A 17,988-nucleotide genomic window follows, 5' to 3' on the forward strand; every position below is an offset into this window, starting at 1 on the left:
GCCTAGGCGAGCGACGCAGGTCACCGGGCTGCGGGGCGGTGCCGGCCGAACGGTGCGCATCGCGCCGACTGATCCGGCCGCACACGGTCCTTACTGGCGATTCCGGTCGTGACGCTGCCTGACCCACATGCGGATCGGGCTGTCGATGAAGAAGACCATCGCCGTGATTGCGACCATGATCACACCGGTGGCCAGGCCCTGGGCCACCACGAGGGGGCTGGTGTCCGAACTCGTCGGCATCACGACGATCGCGATGATTCCGGAGATGACGACGGTGCCGACGCGGAACCAGCGGGTGGTGGCCCATGCGGCCAGCGGGATCACGGCCCACAGCAGGTACCACGCCTGCACGAAGGGGAAGAAGATCACCACGCTCGCCATCGCGATTCCGAGGCCGCCGATCGGATGGATGCGGCCCGCGAGGCATGCCAGCAGCCAGCGGACCACGAGGACCGCCGCCACGAGTTGCCCGATGGGCCGGGCGATGTCCAGGATCGCCTGGGTCTGCTCGCCGAGGCCGAGCCACAGTCCGACGCGGCCGGCGACCACCGAGAGCAGGGTCGGCATCGACATCCACGACCGGACGATGCCGCCGGTGCTGAGAGTGTGGGTCCATCCGAAGCCCAGGCCGGTTCCGAGGCACGTCACCACGACCACCGCGCCGGCGACCACGCCCATCACTCCCGCGCTCGCCGCCAGGGCGGCGAGCGAACGCCGCGACCGTCGCCACCATTGACTCACCGGCGCGTGGCGCAGAGCCGGAAGCGTGGCACCCCAGCGCCGGGCCAGGGCCACGCCGACGAAGCCGAGGGCGAGCATCGACGTCACCTTGATCATCGCCGACGCCGCGATGACGGCGACACCGGCGAGCAGGACCCATCCCGCCCGTGACGGCAGCGGACGGTCGGGTCTGCGGAGACGCTGCGTGCCGTAGACGGCGCGGAACGACCATTCGAGGCCGACGAGCATCATGCCGATCATCAGGGACTCGTTGTGGATGCCGCCGACGAGGTGGAGGATGAGCAGCGGGTTGAGCGCGCCGAGCCACAGCGCTGCCACGGCCGAGACGCCGCACCGCCGTGCCAGCCGGGGCAGCGCCCAGACGATCATCAGGACGCCCGCGATCGCCACCAGCCGGTGCAGCAGCACGGCGACGGTGATGTTCTCGCCGGTGATGGCGGTGATCTGCTCGCCGATCCACAGGAACAGCGGCCCGTACGGTGCCGGCGTGTCCTTCCACAGGTTCGGCACCGACAGGGTGAGCGCGTGGTCGACGCCCAGACCGCGCATCGGACTGTAGGTGTACGGGTCCATGCCCTTGTACGCGATCGCGCTCTGTGCCAGATAGGAGTAGACGTCCTTGCTGAGCAGCGGCGGCGCGATGATCAGCGGCGCCACCCACATGAGCAGGGTGCGGTCGGTCTGGCCGCGCGTCATGCGGCGTGCCGGGCTGCGGCCCTCGGCGACCTCCACCCGGTAGCGCCCGACGGCGTATCTGCCGAGCATCACCCACGCGACGACTAGCATGATCGCGCCGCCGATGGAGATGGTCAGAGCGGTGGAGTACATCCGGGAGGGCAGCGACAGGACTCGGGTGCCGACGATCGGATTCTGCAGCACCGGAAGCATGCCGGTGCCGAGCGAACCGATCAGGATCAGAATCGATCCGGTGGTGCCGAACAGCCTGATCCGACGCATCCGCAGCGTCTCCAGGCGGTTGAGCGGGCCCACCTCGCGTTCGTCGTCGTGCATCCGCGCGACGGTGGTGCCGAAGTCGCCGATGCGGTCGGCGTCGTGCTCGACCGCCGGCTTGCCGAGGCCCACGTAATCGAGCGTCCGGCGCATGAGGGGGAGTTCTGGCACATCGAAGACTCTAACGGGTGGGGTCCGCCGCCCCGTCGGGCCGGAGATTTAGGCGACCCTTGCTAGCCCGGTGGAAGTATTTAGGTAACAATATTGTTGTGAAAAGCATGAGCGGTGACGAGCGGCAGCTGCGCGAGCAGCATGCGGAGGCGGGCGGCCACGACGGCCAGACCCGCGCCGCCGTCGTGTCGCTGCTGGTGGACGAGGGGCCGATGACCGCCGGCGACATCGCCGAGCGGTTGGGGATCTCGCCCGCGGGCGTCCGCCGTCATCTCGAGATCCTGTCGGCCGACGGGGACATCGAGGTGGCGCCGTCCGGCTTCTCCAGGGCTGGTCCCGGCAAGGGTACGCGGGGCCGCCCGGCCAAGTGGTTCCAGCTCACGCCGGCCGGCCGGGGCAAGCTCCGGCACGCCTACGACGATCTGGCCGGTGCCGTGCTGCGGAAGCTGCGCGACGTCGCCGGTCAGCAGGCGGTCGACGAGTTCGCTCATGAGCGGATCTCGGATCTCGTCTCCGGCGTCGAGCCGGCGCGCGAGTCCGGTTCGGTGATCGCGACGGTTCAGCAGATCGCCGACGCTCTCACCGCGGGCGGCTACTCGGCCGACACGCGCGAAGTCGGCGCGGGCGTCCAGATCTGCCAGCACCACTGCCCGGTCGCCCATGTGGCGTCCGAGTTCCCGGAGCTGTGTGAGGCCGAGACGGCCATGTTCACCGAGCTCCTCGGTACGCACGTGCAGCGGTTGGCGACCATCGCCAACGGCGACTGCGTGTGCACCACGCACGTTCCCGTGCATCTCACGACTCCGGAGGCCGCTCAGCCCGCAGCCTCCGACACCCCCGATGGAAAGGTTCTCCGATGACGGTCACCGATCCCGCCGCCACCCAGTTGACGCAGGAAGAGACCATTGCTTCCTTCGATCGCTACGGTTACGGCTGGTCCGACAGCGATGAGGCAGGTGCGTCCGCCAAGCGCGGTCTGTCCGAGGCCGTCGTCCGCGACATCTCGGACAAGAAGAACGAGCCCGAGTGGATGCTCGACCAACGGCTCAAGGCGCTCCGCATCTTCGACCGCAAGCCGATGCCCAGCTGGGGCGGCGACCTCGACGGCATCGACTTCGACAACATCAAGTACTTCGTGCGCTCGACCGAGAAGCAGGCCGAGTCGTGGGAGGACCTGCCCGAGGACATCAAGAACACTTACGACCGCCTCGGCATCCCGGAGGCCGAGAAGCAGCGTCTGGTCGCCGGCGTCGCCGCGCAGTACGAGTCGGAGGTCGTGTACCACCAGATCCGCGAGGACCTGGAGGAGAAGGGCGTGATCTTCCTCGACACGGACACCGGCCTGCGTGAGCACCCCGAGATCTTCCAGGAGTACTTCGGCAGCGTCATCCCCGCAGGCGACAACAAGTTCTCCGCGCTGAACACCGCGGTGTGGTCGGGCGGCTCGTTCATCTACGTTCCGCCGGGTGTCCACGTGGACATCCCGCTGCAGGCCTACTTCCGCATCAACACCGAGAACATGGGGCAGTTCGAGCGGACGTTGATCATCGTCGACGAGGACGCCTACGTCCATTACGTCGAGGGCTGCACGGCCCCGATCTACAAGTCCGACTCGCTTCATTCGGCCGTGGTCGAGATCGTCGTGAAGAAGGGCGGCCGCTGCCGCTACACGACCATCCAGAACTGGTCGAACAACGTCTACAACCTGGTCACCAAGCGTGCGAAGGCCGAAGAGGGCGCGACCATGGAGTGGATCGACGGCAACATCGGTTCCAAGGTCACCATGAAGTACCCGGCCGTGTGGCTGACCGGTGAGCACGCCAAGGGCGAGGTCCTGTCGGTGGCGTTCGCCGGCGAGGGCCAGCACCAGGACACCGGATCCAAGATGGTCCACCTGGCGCCCAACACCTCGAGCAACATCGTCAGCAAGTCCGTCGCTCGCGGCGGCGGACGGTCGTCGTACCGCGGCCTGATCAAGATCAACCCCGGCGCCCACGGCAGCCGGTCCACCGTGCAGTGCGACGCCCTGCTCGTCGATCAGATCAGCCGCAGCGACACCTACCCGTACGTCGACATCCGCGAGGACGACGTGACGATGGGACACGAGGCCACCGTCTCGAAGGTCAGCGACGATCAGCTCTTCTACCTGATGAGCCGCGGACTGACCGAGCAGGAGGCCATGGCGATGGTGGTCCGCGGATTCGTGGAGCCGATCGCCAAGGAACTCCCGATGGAATACGCACTCGAGCTCAACCGGCTCATCGAACTGCAGATGGAAGGATCGGTCGGCTGATGGCGGACGCTTCCCAGACCACCGCCTCGCCCGTGGTGGTCAACAAGGGTGAACTCTTCACCTCCTACGACGTCGACGCCTTCGAGGTGCCGTCGCAGCGCGAAGAGGCGTGGCGCTTCACGCCGTTCCGCCGGCTGCACGGTCTGCACGACGGCACGGCGCTCGCCACCGGCACCACCTCGGTGCAGGTCAGCGGCGACGCCGAGGGCGTCACCGTCGAGACCGTCGGCCGCGAGGATCCCCGTCTCGGTGAGGCCGGGGTGCCCTTCGACAGGGTCTCCGCCCAGGCTTACTCGTCCTTCGAGAAGGCCACCGTGCTCACGATCGGCCGCGAGGCGCAGATCGCCGATCCGGTGTTCGTCACCGTCGACGGTCCGGGAGCCGACGAGGTCGCCTACTCGCACATCCAGATCCGCGCCGAGGCCTTCTCGAAGGCGGTCGTGGTTCTCGATCAGCGCGGCAGCGGCGTGATCGGCGAGAACGTCGAGATCCTCGCCGCCGACAGCGCGCATCTGACCGTCGTGAACGTCCACGAGTGGGAGGACGACGCGACCCACGTCGCCACCCACCACCTGTCGCTGGGACGTGACGCGGTCGTCAAGCACTTCGCGGTCAGCCTCGGTGGACACACCGTGCGGCTCTCGCCGCACGTGCAGTACACCGCGCCCGGCGGCGACGTCGAGCTGTGGGGACTGTACTTCGCCGACGGCGGGCAGCACCTGGAGCAGCGTCTCCTGGTGGACCACTCGCAGCCCAACTGCCGCTCGCACGTCACCTACAAGGGCGCTCTCCAGGGCGACCCGTCGGGCGACAAGCGCAAGGAGGCCCACACCGTCTGGATCGGCGACGTGCTGATCCGGCCGGCCGCCGAGGGCACGGACACCTACGAACTCAACCGGAACCTGGTGCTCACCGACAACGCCCGTGCCGACTCGGTCCCCAACCTGGAGATCGAGACCGGTGAGATCGTCGGCGCCGGTCACGCCAGCGCCACCGGCCGGTTCGACGACGAGCAGTTGTTCTACCTCCAGGCGCGCGGCATCCCCGAAGATCAGGCGCGGCGCCTCGTGGTCCGGGGCTTCTTCGGCGAGGTCCTCGCCAAGATCGCCGTCCCGGAACTGCGCGAGCGGCTCGAATCCGCGATCGAGGCCGAACTCGAGTCGGCCGGCGCCTGACCATCCACACATACTTCGACAAGGAATCACCACAGATGACGACCCTGGAAATCCGCGACCTGCACGTCGACGTCGCGCAGTCCGACGCCGACGCCGAGCCGATCCACATCCTCAAGGGTGTGAACCTCACGGTGCGCTCGGGCGAGACCCACGCGATCATGGGCCCCAACGGGTCCGGCAAGTCGACCCTCTCGTACGCCATCGCCGGTCACCCCAAGTACGAGGTCACCTCGGGATCGATCACCCTGGACGGGGAGAACGTCCTGGAGATGAGCGTCGACGAGCGCGCCCGCGCCGGACTGTTCCTGGCGATGCAGTATCCGGTGGAGGTGCCCGGCGTCTCGATGTCGAACTTCCTGCGCAGCGCGGCCACCGCCGTGCGCGGCGAGGCCCCGAAGCTGCGGCACTGGGTCAAGGAGACCAAGCAGGCGATGGCCGAACTCGAGATCGACCCCGCGTTCGGCGAGCGCAGCGTCAACGAGGGCTTCTCCGGCGGTGAGAAGAAGCGTCACGAGATCCTGCAGCTCGGGCTGCTCAAGCCGAAGATCGCGATTCTCGACGAGACCGACTCGGGTCTGGACGTGGACGCGCTGCGCATCGTCTCCGAGGGCGTGAACGCCTACAAGGAACGCGAGAACGGCGGGATCCTGCTCATCACGCACTACACGCGGATTCTGCGGTACATCAAGCCCGACTACGTCCACGTCTTCGTCGACGGCCGCGTGGTGGAGTCCGCCGGACCCGAGTTGGCCGACGAGCTCGAAGAGAACGGCTACGTGCGGTTCACCGCGGCCGCCGCGAAGTGACGGCCGCCATCTCGATCAACGCGACGAAGGGGAGTGACATGACCACCGCAGCCGCACTCGACGTCACGGCACTGCGGGCGGACTTCCCGATCCTGTCCCGCACCGTCCGCGACGACAGGCCGCTCGTGTACCTCGACTCCGGGGCCACGTCGCAGCGGCCGCTGCAGGTGCTCGACGCCGAGCGAGACTTCCTGCTGAACCACAACGCCGCGGTTCATCGCGGTGCGCACCAGCTGGCCGAAGAGGCGACCGACGCGTACGAGCACGCGCGCGCGGCGATCGCCGGCTTCGTCGGCGTCGCCGTCGACGAGGTGGTCTTCACCAAGAACGCCACCGAGGCGCTCAACCTGGTGGCGTACACCCTGGGCGATGACCGTTCGGCGCCGGTCTTCGGCGGCAGGGCCCTCGGCCCCGGTGACACGATCGTGGTGACCGAACTGGAGCATCACGCGAATCTGGTGCCGTGGCAGGAGCTGTGCCGCCGCACCGGAGCGACCCTGCGCTGGTACGGAGTGACGGCCGAGGGCCGCATCGACATGGACTCGCTGGTACTCGACGAGTCGGTGAAGGTGGTCGCGTTCACTCATCAGTCGAATGTCACCGGCGCCGTCGCCGACGTCGCCGAACTGGTGCGCCGCGCTCACGAGGTGGATGCGCTGGCGGTGCTCGACGCCTGCCAGTCGGTGCCTCACATGCCCGTCGACTTCGCGGCTCTCGGGGTCGACTTCGCGGCCTTCTCCGGGCACAAGATGCTGGGTCCGTCGGGTGTCGGCGTGCTGTACGGCCGCGCTTCGCTGCTGGCTCAGCTGCCGCCCTTCCTCACCGGCGGTTCGATGATCGAGACGGTCACCATGGAGGTGTCCACGTATGCCGCGCCGCCGCAGCGTTTCGAGGCGGGCGTCCCGATGACCTCTCAGGTCGTCGGTCTGGGCGCGGCCGTGGAATACCTTGAGAAGATCGGCATGGACAACGTCGCCGCGCACGAGCACGAGCTCACCGCGCACGCGCTGGAGCGGCTGACGGCGATCGACGGTCTGCGCATCGTCGGTCCCACCACCGCCGAGCGGCGAGGCGGCGCGGTCTCGTTCGACGTCGAGGGCATCCACGCCCACGACCTCGGCCAGATCCTCGACGACGAGGGGGTCGCGATCCGCGTCGGACACCACTGCGCCTGGCCTCTGCACCGGGCCTTCGGCGTTCAGGCCAGTGCGCGCGCATCGTTCGCCGTGTACAACACGCTCGACGAGGTGGACGCGCTCGCCGACGCGATCGGCGTCGCCCAGCGGTTCTTCGGGGGTCGCTGATGCGGATGGAGCAGATGTACCAGGAGGTGATCCTGGACCACTACAAGCATCCGCACGGCCGTGGTCTGCGGGATCCGTACGACGCCGAGGTGCACCACGTGAACCCGACGTGCGGTGACGAGGTGACGCTGCGGGTGTCGGTGGTCGACGACGCGGTCGCCGACATCTCATACGACGGCCAGGGCTGCTCGATCTCCCAGGCCTCGACCTCGGTGCTCTACGACCAGGTGGTCGGGCTGCCCGTCGACGAGGCGCTCGCCACCGTCGATTCGTTCAACGCCATGATGACCTCGCGCGGGACCGATCCCGGCGATGAGGAGGTCATCGGCGACGGCATCGCGCTCGCCGGTGTCAGCAAGTATCCGGCGCGCGTCAAGTGTGCTCTGCTCGGGTGGATGGCGTTCAAGGACGCGCTCTCGCAGAGCCTCGCCACCGAAGTCCCCGATCCCGCCTAGGAGCGACCAATGACCGAGACCAACACCGAAACCACTGCGCCGGCCGAGCCGGTCGCCACCTCGCTCCCGTCGATCGACGACGTCGAGGAGGCGATGCGCGACGTCGTCGACCCGGAGCTGGGCATCAACGTCGTCGACCTCGGGCTCGTGTACGACGTCGCCATCGACCAGGACGCGGCGGTGAAGCTCGATATGACCCTCACCTCGCCGGCGTGCCCGCTCACCGACGTCATCGAGGACCAGACGCGCAATGTGCTGGTGACCTCCGGTCTGTGCACCGAGGTCGACATCAACTGGGTGTGGATCCCGGCGTGGGGGCCCGACAAGATCACCGACGACGGACGCGAGCAGCTGCGCGCCCTCGGCTTCACGGTCTGACCGGAGGCCGCTCGAGCGCCGTGACCGCGGCGCTCCCGAACGGCGACGATCACCGGCACGCGTTCCGTGTGCTGGTGGGTCTGGTCGTTCCCACTGTCGCACTTCTCGTCGCCGGGCGTCCGGAGCTGTTGGTCTACGCCGTCTTCGGTGCCTTCGCAGGCATGTACGGCCGGGGAGAGGGCGGTCGGCGCCGGATCACGCATCAGCTGCAGGCGGCCGGTCTCCTGACGGCGGGCAGCGCGATCGGCGTCGGTCTCTCCGCAGTCTCCGCGCCCGTCTGGGCACTCGTGGTGGCCGAGACGGCGTTCGCGGTCGTGGGCTCGCTGCTCGCCGACGCGGTGCGGCTGCGTCCGGCGGGCCCGTTCTTCTTCATCTTCGCGCTGGGCGCCACCGCGACTGTCCCGGCGGGGCTGGTGGCTCCCGGGGCGGCCGTGGCGATCTGCGCAGGCACGGCACTGCTCGCCGTGGCGATCGGAACGGTCGGTACCCCGGCGCCGTTGCGGGGCAGGCACGGGTGGTTCGCCGGAGTCCGCTCGGTGGTGCGCCGTCCGCCTGCCGGGGTGCGCCTGCACGCGGTCCGGTACGGCGTGGCCGTGGGGACGGCCGGGTCCATCGGATTGGCGATGGGCTTCGAGCACGCGAATTGGGCGATGGCCGCCGCGGCCGTTCCGCTCGCTGTGATCGACACCGGCCGCCCGGGCGATGCGGAGGTACGCCGAGTCCTCACCCGCGCCGCGCATCGGACAGTCGGCACGATGGCCGGACTCCTGCTGGCGGCGGCGCTCCTGGCACTGGATCTGGGTGCCGGTGCGGTGGCGGTGATCGCGGTCCTTCTGCTCTGGCCGACAGAGTTGTTCATGACGCGCCACTATGCGGTCGCCATCGGGTTCTTCACGCCGCTCATCATGCTGATGACCGAGCTCACCGCTCCGTCGCCGCCGCTGCGGATGCTCACCTTCCGCGCCGTGGACACGTTGATCGGCGTGGCCGTCGGCGTTCTCGTCGCCCTGGTGATCCGCCTGCCCGATCGACGAAGCAGACTGCCCGCCTTCGACGTCCCCCTCGATCCCGTCGGGCTCGATCGGCCGGAAGGAGACGGTCACTCGGGAAGGTGAGCGCGTTCGCCGTCCCGGTCGAAGATCGTCAGAATCTCGGCGGTGGTCCCGTGGGCGACGAAGGCATGCGGCGTCATCGTCGAGAACTCGGCCGCCTCGCCGGCCTGGACGTAGATGATCCGCTCACCGAGAGCCAGCCGCACGCTGCCGGAGAGCACGGTGAACCACTCATGACCGGGATGCACGCGAGGTGTGGGCCACTCCGCCGGCGGTTGGAGCCGCATCTTGGCGACGACGACGCCGGCATCGGCGCGATCGCGCGAGAGGAGCCACGTGATCGCGTCTCCGGCGGAGTGGGCTTCCGGCCGGATGACCACGTCTTCATCGGAGACGGGTTCGACGAGCTGGTCGAGAGACACCCCGAGCGCACGGGCGATCGGCACCAGTTGGTCGAGGGCTACGCGGCGCCCGCCGGTCTCGATCCGGGAGAGCGTCGACGCGCTCATGTCGCATCGGCGGGCGAGTGAGTCGAGGGTCCATCCGCGGGCGAGCCGAAGACTCCGAATCCGGCTCCGCACCAGGGCGTCCAGGTCGGGATCGGAACGGCGATCGAGTTCTTGCGTCATGCGCAAGAGTGTATGCGTTATCTGCAATACCGCGCATACGGTCGATCCATGACGAATTCACGGGAGGCCGGCCCGAACCGGCAGTACGACGTGCTCATCGCGGGCGGGGGACCGGCGGGACTCGGCGCCGCGGTGACCCTGGGCCGCTCACTGCGGACCGTCCTCGTGGTGGACGCGGGTGAACAGCGCAATCGGCCCGCCGAGGCTGCGCACAACGTGCTGGGCCGCGAGGGTACGGCACCCACCGATCTGCTGGCGGCCGGTCGAGCCGAGGCGGCCGGGTACGGCGCCGAGATATTCGAGGGAACCGTGCTCAGTGCCGAGCGCATCTCCGGCGGGTTCACGCTGAGCCTCTCGTCCGGGGAGACGGTCGGTGCGTGCCGGGTGCTCCTGGCGACCGGAGCGGTGGACGAACTGCCCGCGATCGAGGGACTGGCCGCTGGTTGGGGGCGGAGAGTGCTGCACTGTCCGTACTGCCACGGTTGGGAGGTTCGCGGACGGCGCATCGGCGTGGTCGCGACGAGCCCGATGGCTGAACACCAGGCGCTGCTGTTCCGGCAACTCAGCGAGCATGTGACGGTCTTCGATCACGAGTCCGTCCTCGGTGCGCAAGCGCGTGAACGCTTGACGGGGATGGACGTCCCGATCGTCGACGGCCGCGTCGACCGGGTGCTGACCGACGGCGACCGAGTCCGGTCCGTCCGCGTCGCGGGTGCGGCGCACGAGGTGGACGCCGTCGCGGTGGCGACCCGCGTACACGCGCGGGGAGAGCTGTTCCAGACCCTGGGCGGCCGCGTGTCGGACCACCCGTTCGGAACGTACATCGAGACCGATGCGACGGGCCGGACGGCAGTCGACGGAGTGTGGGCGGCGGGCAACGCGCGCGACCCGATGGCGATGGTGGGCGCGGCCGCCGCGTCCGGGGTGGCGGCGGGTGCGGCGATCAACGCCGACCTCGTGGACGAGGCGGTCCGGCGGGCCGTCGGCGCGGAACCCCGCGTGGAGAAGTGCCGCGTGCAGGAATAGCACGGCGGCGGATCCGGTTAGATACAGACATGACAACAATTGATCTGACCGGTGACGACTTCGAGCAGACCATCGTCGACAACGACATCGTCCTCGTGGACTTCTGGGCGAGCTGGTGCGGCCCGTGCCGGCAGTTCGCACCCACGTACAAAGCGGCCTCCGAAAAGCACGACGACATCGTCTTCGGCAAGGTCGACACCGAGGCCGAGCAGCAGTTGGCGGCGGCCGCGAGCATCCGCTCCATCCCGACCATCATGGCGTTCAAGCAGGGTCGGTTGGTCTTCAACGAGGCCGGTGCGCTGCCTCCCCAGGCGCTCGACAGCCTGATCGACCAGGTGAAGGCACTCGACGTCGAGCAGGCCCTCAAGGAGAGCGGCCAGGAGTGACCGGTCGGGACTGACACGGGTGCCACGCCCGGCGAGTGACGGTGTCATTCGCCGGGCGTAGTGCTGTTCGTGGGGCCGGGCCGGGCCCTTTAGGATCTGCCTATGCAGTGGAAACGAGCGGCCGCGGCCGCCGGAGCAGTCGTAAGCCTCTCGGCGGTCACCGCGTGCACCGTGGACGGCACCGCGACGCGCGGACCGATCCAGCTCGATACGGGGAAGTATGCGACCAGTCTGCAGCCTGCTGCGGGGACCGCTGATACGGAGTCGGAGATGAACCGGCTGCGGGCCATGCGGCTGGGCGAAGACATCGCGTTCCGTGACGAGGTCGATCCGGTGCTGACCAAGTTCAGCATGCCGACCTACCCGATCTCCGGCGCGAGCGGACTGCGGGGCGTCTTCTCCGATGCGGCCGACCTGCCGGTCTCGCAGAAGCTGCGTTACGGCTTCACCATGGCCGGCGGGGCGCCGGACGACAGCGACGGTAAGAACCTGCATCAGGGGCTCAATCATGCCGTGCTGGTGTATCCCGATGCGGAGACGGCCGGCGAGGCCGTGTCGGCGATGTCCGGCCAGATGCTCAAGAAGACCTACGGTTCACCGATGCGGCGCACCGACGTCCCGGGGATGCCCGCCGAGACGGTGGCGCTCACGGGGAAGTCGAGCGGCGGCGGTCAGATCACCGTGGCGTTCACCCCGGTGGCAGAGAAGGTGGTCTACACCTGGGCCGACGCCGACGACGGCGGATGGACTCTCGCCGCGGTGCGGTCTGCCTTCACGAAGCAGAAAGCCCTGCTCGATGCGATGAAACCGATCAGCGACGACAAGCGGATCGACCCGAACGGCCTGTTGCGCGCCGTGCTGCCGACGGAGTCGAACGGCGGTTCCGCCTTCTCCGGCTCGGTCGCCGGACCGCGGGCCATCTCGCAGCTGGCGAGCAAGTCGACCGCCACCTTCGCCGACTTGCAGAAGACCGGCGTCACCGAGGCCGCGGTCGGGGGCTCCCTGGTCTTCCGCGCCGGCGGCGACGACCAGGCCGCAGAACTGCTCAAAACCCTCTCCGACGACTCCGACGATCCGACCGCCAAGAAGGCCGACAGCCCGCAGGATCTGCCGTCGGCGGTGTGTCAGACCAGCAAGTCCTCGTTCGGCGACGATCAAGCGACCTGCTTCGTCGCCTACGGCAGCTACGCGGCCCAGGCGGACGGCTCCGATCTGCATGAGGCGCAGCAGAAGATCTCGGCGCAGTACCTGCTGCTGAAACAGCTCTAGCCCTCCTCAGCCGACCCCGACGCTCAGACGACCATGAGGCGGACCACTTCGACGGCGGCGCGGGCCGAGGCGACGGCGACGCGGGCCTTCAGCCGCGGCGGGGACCGCCGGAACACCGCCGCCATCGCGCGCAGCACGCCGGGGGCGTCGGCGTGCGACGACACATAGGCGCGCTGCAGCGGAACCGGGACGCCGAAGAAGGCGTCGAAGAAGCCGACGAGTTCGGCCGGTCTGAGCCGGATGAGGACCAGCAGTCCCAGCAGTCGGAGCGTGAACGCGATACGAGCGGCGCGAGGCCACAACGCGGCGCGTGGATCCCGACGGCCGGCGACAGCCTCGACGACCAGATCAGCGGCGCGCAGAGACTGCGCGACGCTGTATCCGGTCGCCGGATTCATCAGACCGCCGACCGCGCCGATCGCCAGGGCGCCGTCGCCACGCCACGGTCGTGCGTTCGGGTACATCGGAAAATCGACGATCTCGTCCATCCCGCCGTGCTGAACCTCCTCGTCGCCGGTCGGCGCGGACAGACGCAGGCGCAGGCGCGCTCGACGGGCCAGTTCGGCGATGCCCAGGGGCGGGCGGGCGGCCAGGCAGGTCTCCTCGACGAGGCGTCCGCGAGCGGTGTCGATCCGGTAGCTGAACGAGGCCGGGCCCGATGAGGTGAGGTTCGATGAGACGGCGTTCGGCCCGGTATCGGCGGGCCGCCAGTCCATCAGCACGGTGGTGTCGGGGTCGTCGCCGCCGTCCGTCGCCCCGACCCGGCCCGCGAGGATTCCGACGGCGGTCTGGCGCGGCGTGTCGGCTCGGCGGTGCCCGGCGGTGCCGCGGGCGTCGACCACATGTCGGCCGGCGAGTACGGAGCCGTCGGCGAGCGTGACCGACGTCGCGGTGAGAGCGGTCGCCGACGAGGCCACGACCGTCACCTCCGACAGCGACAGGGACTGCTGGAACCGCTCGGAGTCGAGCACCAGGTACTCGCGGTCCACCGCCCGCCGCTGCGGGGTGAAGACGCAGAACTCGGCGGTGCGGGCGGCCACCGCCCCGGGCTCGAGCCAGGCCGGTGCGTCGTCGGCGTACATGCCGAAGGTCTGCCGCCACACTCGGTGCGGCGCCGGGTCGACGAGCGTCGCGCGCAGTCCCGCAGCGGCCGCGCGGTACGCGAGCGACCGTCCCGCGGGCCCGGCTCCCACGACGATGATGTCGGTGGCGGGCCCCTCGACGGGCGCGGTCACATCCCGCCGGTGGCCAGCTTGCCGCCGTCGACGCGGATCGTCTCACCGGTGATCCACGACGCGGCGTCGCTCACCAGGAAGGCCACCGTGGCCGCGATGTCCTCGGGGGTGCCCACCCGGTTCATCGGGTAGGTCTGCCCCACGACGTCCTCACCGGCCGCGAGAAGGACGTCGGCGAACTTGGTCTTCACCACGCCGGGGGCGACGGCGTTCACCCGGATCGACGGACCGAGCTGCCACGCGAGTTCCTCGGTGAGGTGGATCAGCGCCGCCTTGGATGCGCCATAGGCCGCGATCAACCCGGTCGGCCGCAGGCCCGCGATCGACGCGATGTTGACGACGGCACCGCCCGTGTCCTTCATTCCCGCTCGGTACGCCTCCTGGACGTAGCCGAGAGCCGCGACGACGTTGGTGTCGAAGGTCTTGCGCACCGCGCCGAGATCGGCGTCCATGAGCGGACCCGCAGTCGGATTGATCCCCGTGTTGTTGACGAGGATGTCGATACCGCCGTTCGCCACGGCGGCCGCGACTGCGTCCGTGCGGTGCTCGGGATCGCCGGTGTTGCCCGCGACCGCGGTGACCACCGAACCGGGGACCGCGTCGCGCAGCGCTGCCGCCGCCTCGTCCAGGGGCTCGGGTTTGCGGCCGGTGATGACCACCGCGGCGCCTCGGCGCGCGAGTTCGAGGGCGATGGCGTACCCGATGCCTCGGCTGCCGCCGGTGACGAGCGCGGAACGGCCGGTGAGATCGGTGGAGGCTGTATCAGTCATGACTCAACGGTAGTCCGGGCGCGGGTCCGAGTCCGCGGCCGTCCGTGCGCTGAGAACCGATTCGGGGACCGGGCCCGTCATCGGTAGACTGGATCGACGTGATCACCGCGACCGACCTGGAAGTACGAGCGGGCGCGAGGACTCTTCTTTCGGCGCCCGGAGACCACCTGCGCATTCAGCCGGGCGACCGCATCGGGCTGGTCGGCCGTAACGGTGCGGGCAAGACCACCTCGCTGCGCATCCTCGCCGGCGAGACGCAGCCGTACGCCGGAACCGTCCGCACCTCCGGCCCGGTCGGTTACCTGCCGCAGGATCCGAAGGAGGGCGACCTCGACGTCCTCGCGAAGGACCGCGTGCTGTCCGCGCGCGGACTGGACGAGATCCTCGCCTCGATGGGCAAGCAGCAGGCGCTGATGGAGGAGGCCGCAGACGACCGGGTCCGTGACCGTGCGATCGCCAAGTACGCCCGTCTCGAGGAGAGGTTCTCGGCGCTCGGCGGTTACGAGGCCGAAAGCGACGCCGCCCGCATCTGCAAAAGCCTCGGTCTGCCCGACCGTGTGCTCGGGCAACCGCTGCGTACCCTCTCCGGCGGTCAGCGTCGCCGGATCGAGTTGGCGCGCATCCTGTTCGCGGCGTCGGACGGCTCGGGCAAGTCGGATACCACGCTGCTCCTCGACGAGCCGACCAACCACCTCGACGCCGACTCGATCGCCTGGCTGCGGACGTTCCTGCAGAACCACGAGGGCGGCCTCGTCGTCATCAGCCACGACGTCGACCTGCTGGCCGACGTGGTGAACCGTGTGTGGTTCCTCGATGCGGTCCGCGGTGAGGCCGACGTCTACAACATGGGCTGGAAGCGGTACCTGGACGCCCGCGCGACCGATGAGCAGCGCCGCAAGCGCGAGCGGGCCAACGCCGAGAAGAAGGCCGGGGCGCTGCGCGTGCAGGCGGCCAAGCTGGGGGCGAAGGCGACCAAGGCCACCGCGGCGCAGCAGATGCTCAAGCGTGCCGAGCGCATGATGGACGAGCTCGACGAGGTGCGGGTGGCCGACAAGACCGCGCACATCCGGTTCCCGGAGCCGGCGGCGTGCGGCAAGACGCCCCTGATGGCGTCGAATCTGACCAAGGTGTACGGCTCGCTGGAGATCTTCACCGGCGTGGACCTCGCGATCGACAAGGGGAGCCGCGTGGTGATCCTCGGCCTCAACGGCGCGGGCAAGACCACGCTGCTCAAGTTGCTCGCCGGTGTGGAGAAGCCTGACCTCGGTGAGCTGGAGCCGGGTCGCGGCCTCAAGATCGGGTACTTCGCACAGGAGCACGACACCCTCGACGACGACGCGACGGTCTGGGAGAACATCCGGCACGCGGCGCCCGACGCCGGCGAGCAGGATCTGCGCGGGCTGCTCGGAGCCTTCATGTTCACCGGTCCGCAGCTGGACCAGCCGGCCGGGACGCTCTCGGGCGGTGAGAAGACTCGTCTGGCGCTCGCCGGTCTGGTGTCCTCGGCCGCCAACGTCCTGCTGCTCGACGAGCCGACGAACAACCTCGATCCGGTCTCCCGAGAGCAGGTGCTGGAGGCACTGCGCAGTTACACCGGGGCCGTGGTTCTGGTGACACACGACCCCGGTGCCGCGGAGGCTCTGGAGCCTCAGCGGGTGATCCTCCTGCCCGACGGTACCGAGGACCACTGGTCCGACGAGTACCAGGAGCTCATCGAGCTCGCCTGAGCGGACGCGCCCGGTGCGCCGGGTTCAGTCGATGCGCCCCGAGGGCACCGACCGCAGGGGCACCCGGTCGGCGGGGTTCCGCGGTGCCACATAGTCGACGGGGATGTCGTACACGGTGAGGTCGGTCTCCTCACCCTTCTTGATCCACACCCGGTGCGGTGTCAGGTCGAGCTGGTATCCCGCGGGGGCCGCGTCCTCGAGGAGGTCGTAGCAGCCGGGATCCAGACCGCGGAACGCTGTTCCCTGGTCGCCGGAGGTGAGTGCCGCGACATAGTTGCCGCTGCACGTGACGACCCGGAACTTCGCTCCCTGCAACGGTTCTCCGGTGACGCGGTCGCGCTTGGTGACCCCGAGGATGCCGTTGGTCGGTTCCTGCTGGTCCTTAGCGACGCGGATCCGGCGCTCCAGGTTGCGACCGGCGACGATCACGCCGTCGAAGTCGTCGGCGGGCTCGAGCAGATGGTAGCCGGCCGGTGGCGCCACGACGGTGAACCGGTAGTAGCCTTCGGGCAGAGTCACCTGCGCGGGCGTGGTGACGGTGCCGGGATGGTGCCGCGGGGCGTCGAATGCGATGACGGCGCCCGGGACCATCAGTCCGGCCTGCACGTCGTCCGCCCAGACCACCAGCACCCCGGTCTTCTTCTCGGGCTGGGTGGTCGGCGGCGCGGTGCTCGTCTCACTGGGCGGCGTGCCGGTGTCGGACGAGGGCGGCGTCGTACTCTCGGTCGGGCTGCCGGTGGGGGTCGCGGTCTCCGTGGGGCTCGACGTCACCTCGGTCGGAGCGGCCGTCTCGGCAGTGGTCTGCGCCGTGGTGGGCGCGGACTCCGTGGCGGGAACGTCCGCCCAGGCGGCGGCCGGGGTGAGAGCCGCGCACATCACGGCGGCGGCGAGGATCGCGGGTACTCCGCGGCGGTTGATCTTCATGGTGGTCTCCTGACGAGTGTGTGAATGGTCGGTAGCGGTCCGCGTCACGCGGGTGCGGCGAAGACGACGACGTTGTCGCGGTAACCGAGGGGCGGGCCGATGAACGGGCCGCCGCAGGTGATGAGTGCGAGAGTCTCCGGGCCGGTCCGTCGATTGAGTTCGTCCACCGGCAGTCCGTCGCGGCCGGTGGACTCCTTGTCGGCGAGCACCGACCGGGTGACGTGGTAGACGTGCCGGTGTCCGTCCGCGGTGGTGACGTCGACGGCGTCACCGGTTTTGAGGCCGGAGAACCGTGCGGCGAAGCCCTTTCCCTGCTTCACGTCGTCGACGTGCCCGGTCATCACCACGGTCCCGGAGCCGGACCCGGGCAGCGACGAGTCGACCCACCAGCCGAGGCGGTGGACGTCCTGGGGAGGCAGGAGAACCCCTGCCGTGTCGGTGGCCACCGCGTCGGTCGGCACCGTCGCACCGTCGACGGTGACCCGGATCGGCGACGACGGTTCGTCCGAGCGGGCGGACACCGGAGCGGGCAGATTGGCCTGAGCACTGCCGGATGTGGGCGCCTGCCGGTCGGAGGTCGCCGAGCATCCGGACGAGAGGGCGAGCGCGGCGGCGACCGCGACTGCGGCCGCCGCCCGATGGATCTTCATGTGGGCTCCTCGCTGTGCGCGTGGCCGCACCTGCTGTGCGGCCGCT

Annotated in this window: 18 protein-coding genes; 12 read left to right on the plus strand and 6 right to left on the minus strand. The window is 69.3% G+C overall.

Translation table 11 applies throughout. The features are described 5' to 3' along the window. Positions 1-90 precede the first annotated feature (90 nt). Positions 91-1,845, minus strand: coding sequence for a polyprenol phosphomannose-dependent alpha 1,6 mannosyltransferase MptB (gene mptB / locus GSI01S_RS02865; protein WP_039866775.1), 1,755 nt, complete (start codon positions 1,843-1,845; stop codon positions 91-93). Positions 1,846-1,970: 125 nt separating this feature from the next. On the opposite strand from mptB, the gene GSI01S_RS02870 reads away from it, so the two are divergent. Genes GSI01S_RS02870 through GSI01S_RS02905 form a run of 8 tightly spaced genes read left to right on the plus strand, consistent with a single transcriptional unit; the run spans position 1,971 to position 9,389 of the window. After that, the gene (locus tag GSI01S_RS02870) at positions 1,971-2,723 is read left to right on the plus strand and encodes a helix-turn-helix transcriptional regulator (RefSeq protein ID WP_006894861.1); all 753 of its coding nucleotides are present in this window, start codon (positions 1,971-1,973) and stop codon (positions 2,721-2,723) included. Beyond that, positions 2,720-4,156 (plus strand): Fe-S cluster assembly protein SufB, encoded by a 1,437-nt coding sequence (gene sufB, locus GSI01S_RS02875; RefSeq protein WP_006894862.1) that lies wholly within the window; start codon positions 2,720-2,722, stop codon positions 4,154-4,156. Before GSI01S_RS02870 ends, sufB begins: the two co-directional genes overlap by 4 nt. Continuing rightward, complete coding sequence (sufD, locus tag GSI01S_RS02880) at positions 4,156-5,331, plus strand: Fe-S cluster assembly protein SufD (RefSeq protein WP_006894863.1); 1,176 nt, start codon at positions 4,156-4,158, stop codon at positions 5,329-5,331. The genes sufB and sufD overlap by 1 nt, the downstream gene beginning before the upstream one ends. Before the next feature lie 35 nt (positions 5,332-5,366). After that, positions 5,367-6,137 (plus strand): Fe-S cluster assembly ATPase SufC, encoded by a 771-nt coding sequence (gene sufC / locus GSI01S_RS02885; protein WP_006894864.1) that lies wholly within the window; start codon positions 5,367-5,369, stop codon positions 6,135-6,137. Positions 6,138-6,175: 38 nt separating this feature from the next. Further along, on the plus strand, positions 6,176-7,441 hold the full coding sequence (locus GSI01S_RS02890; protein ID WP_006894865.1) for a cysteine desulfurase: 1,266 nt from the start codon (positions 6,176-6,178) through the stop codon (positions 7,439-7,441). After that, positions 7,441-7,896 (plus strand): Fe-S cluster assembly sulfur transfer protein SufU, encoded by a 456-nt coding sequence (gene sufU, locus GSI01S_RS02895; RefSeq protein ID WP_006894866.1) that lies wholly within the window; start codon positions 7,441-7,443, stop codon positions 7,894-7,896. Before GSI01S_RS02890 ends, sufU begins: the two co-directional genes overlap by 1 nt. A 9-nt stretch (positions 7,897-7,905) precedes the next feature. Continuing rightward, positions 7,906-8,274, plus strand: coding sequence for a metal-sulfur cluster assembly factor (locus GSI01S_RS02900; protein ID WP_006894867.1), 369 nt, complete (start codon positions 7,906-7,908; stop codon positions 8,272-8,274). 20 nt (positions 8,275-8,294) lie between these two features. Further along, a complete protein-coding gene (locus GSI01S_RS02905) occupies positions 8,295-9,389 on the plus strand; it encodes an FUSC family protein (protein ID WP_006894868.1) in 1,095 nt (364 codons plus the stop codon). On the opposite strand, the gene GSI01S_RS02910 is transcribed toward GSI01S_RS02905, so the two are convergent. Continuing rightward, complete coding sequence (locus GSI01S_RS02910) at positions 9,374-9,955, minus strand: helix-turn-helix domain-containing protein (RefSeq protein WP_006894869.1); 582 nt, start codon at positions 9,953-9,955, stop codon at positions 9,374-9,376. The genes GSI01S_RS02905 and GSI01S_RS02910 overlap by 16 nt on opposite strands. A 48-nt stretch (positions 9,956-10,003) precedes the next feature. Here GSI01S_RS02910 and GSI01S_RS02915 point away from each other — a divergent pair, with 48 nt between their 5' ends. The 3 genes from GSI01S_RS02915 (at position 10,004) to GSI01S_RS02925 (ending at position 12,636) form a co-directional block, all read left to right on the plus strand. Next, positions 10,004-10,981 (plus strand): NAD(P)/FAD-dependent oxidoreductase, encoded by a 978-nt coding sequence (locus GSI01S_RS02915; protein ID WP_051999590.1) that lies wholly within the window; start codon positions 10,004-10,006, stop codon positions 10,979-10,981. A gap of 29 nt (positions 10,982-11,010) precedes the next feature. Then, positions 11,011-11,367: a thioredoxin gene (gene trxA, locus GSI01S_RS02920; protein ID WP_006894871.1), complete on the plus strand. Its 357-nt coding sequence runs from the start codon at positions 11,011-11,013 to the stop codon at positions 11,365-11,367. A 102-nt stretch (positions 11,368-11,469) separates the two neighbouring features. After that, on the plus strand, positions 11,470-12,636 hold the full coding sequence (locus GSI01S_RS02925; protein ID WP_006894872.1) for a DUF7373 family lipoprotein: 1,167 nt from the start codon (positions 11,470-11,472) through the stop codon (positions 12,634-12,636). A gap of 23 nt (positions 12,637-12,659) precedes the next feature. On the opposite strand, the gene GSI01S_RS02930 is transcribed toward GSI01S_RS02925, so the two are convergent. Together GSI01S_RS02930 and GSI01S_RS02935 are read right to left on the minus strand one after the other, a co-directional pair. Then, positions 12,660-13,871, minus strand: a complete 1,212-nt coding sequence (locus tag GSI01S_RS02930; protein ID WP_006894873.1) for a lycopene cyclase family protein — start codon at positions 13,869-13,871, stop codon at positions 12,660-12,662. Next, positions 13,868-14,641, minus strand: a complete 774-nt coding sequence (locus GSI01S_RS02935; RefSeq protein ID WP_006894874.1) for an SDR family oxidoreductase — start codon at positions 14,639-14,641, stop codon at positions 13,868-13,870. The genes GSI01S_RS02930 and GSI01S_RS02935 overlap by 4 nt, the downstream gene beginning before the upstream one ends. A gap of 98 nt (positions 14,642-14,739) precedes the next feature. On the opposite strand from GSI01S_RS02935, the gene GSI01S_RS02940 reads away from it, so the two are divergent. Beyond that, on the plus strand, positions 14,740-16,368 hold the full coding sequence (locus GSI01S_RS02940) for an ABC-F family ATP-binding cassette domain-containing protein (protein WP_006894875.1): 1,629 nt from the start codon (positions 14,740-14,742) through the stop codon (positions 16,366-16,368). A 24-nt stretch (positions 16,369-16,392) separates the two neighbouring features. On the opposite strand, the gene GSI01S_RS02945 is transcribed toward GSI01S_RS02940, so the two are convergent. Both GSI01S_RS02945 and GSI01S_RS02950 read right to left on the minus strand, forming a co-directional pair. Further along, a complete protein-coding gene (locus GSI01S_RS02945) occupies positions 16,393-17,292 on the minus strand; it encodes an MSCRAMM family protein (protein WP_006894876.1) in 900 nt (299 codons plus the stop codon). A 44-nt stretch (positions 17,293-17,336) separates the two neighbouring features. Continuing rightward, positions 17,337-17,942, minus strand: a complete 606-nt coding sequence (locus tag GSI01S_RS02950; RefSeq protein ID WP_006894877.1) for a class F sortase — start codon at positions 17,940-17,942, stop codon at positions 17,337-17,339. Between the last annotated feature and the right edge of the window lie 46 nt (positions 17,943-17,988).

The organism is Gordonia sihwensis NBRC 108236, assembly GCF_000333035.1.
In the GTDB taxonomy this organism is placed as follows: Bacteria; Actinomycetota; Actinomycetes; order Mycobacteriales; family Mycobacteriaceae; genus Gordonia; species Gordonia sihwensis.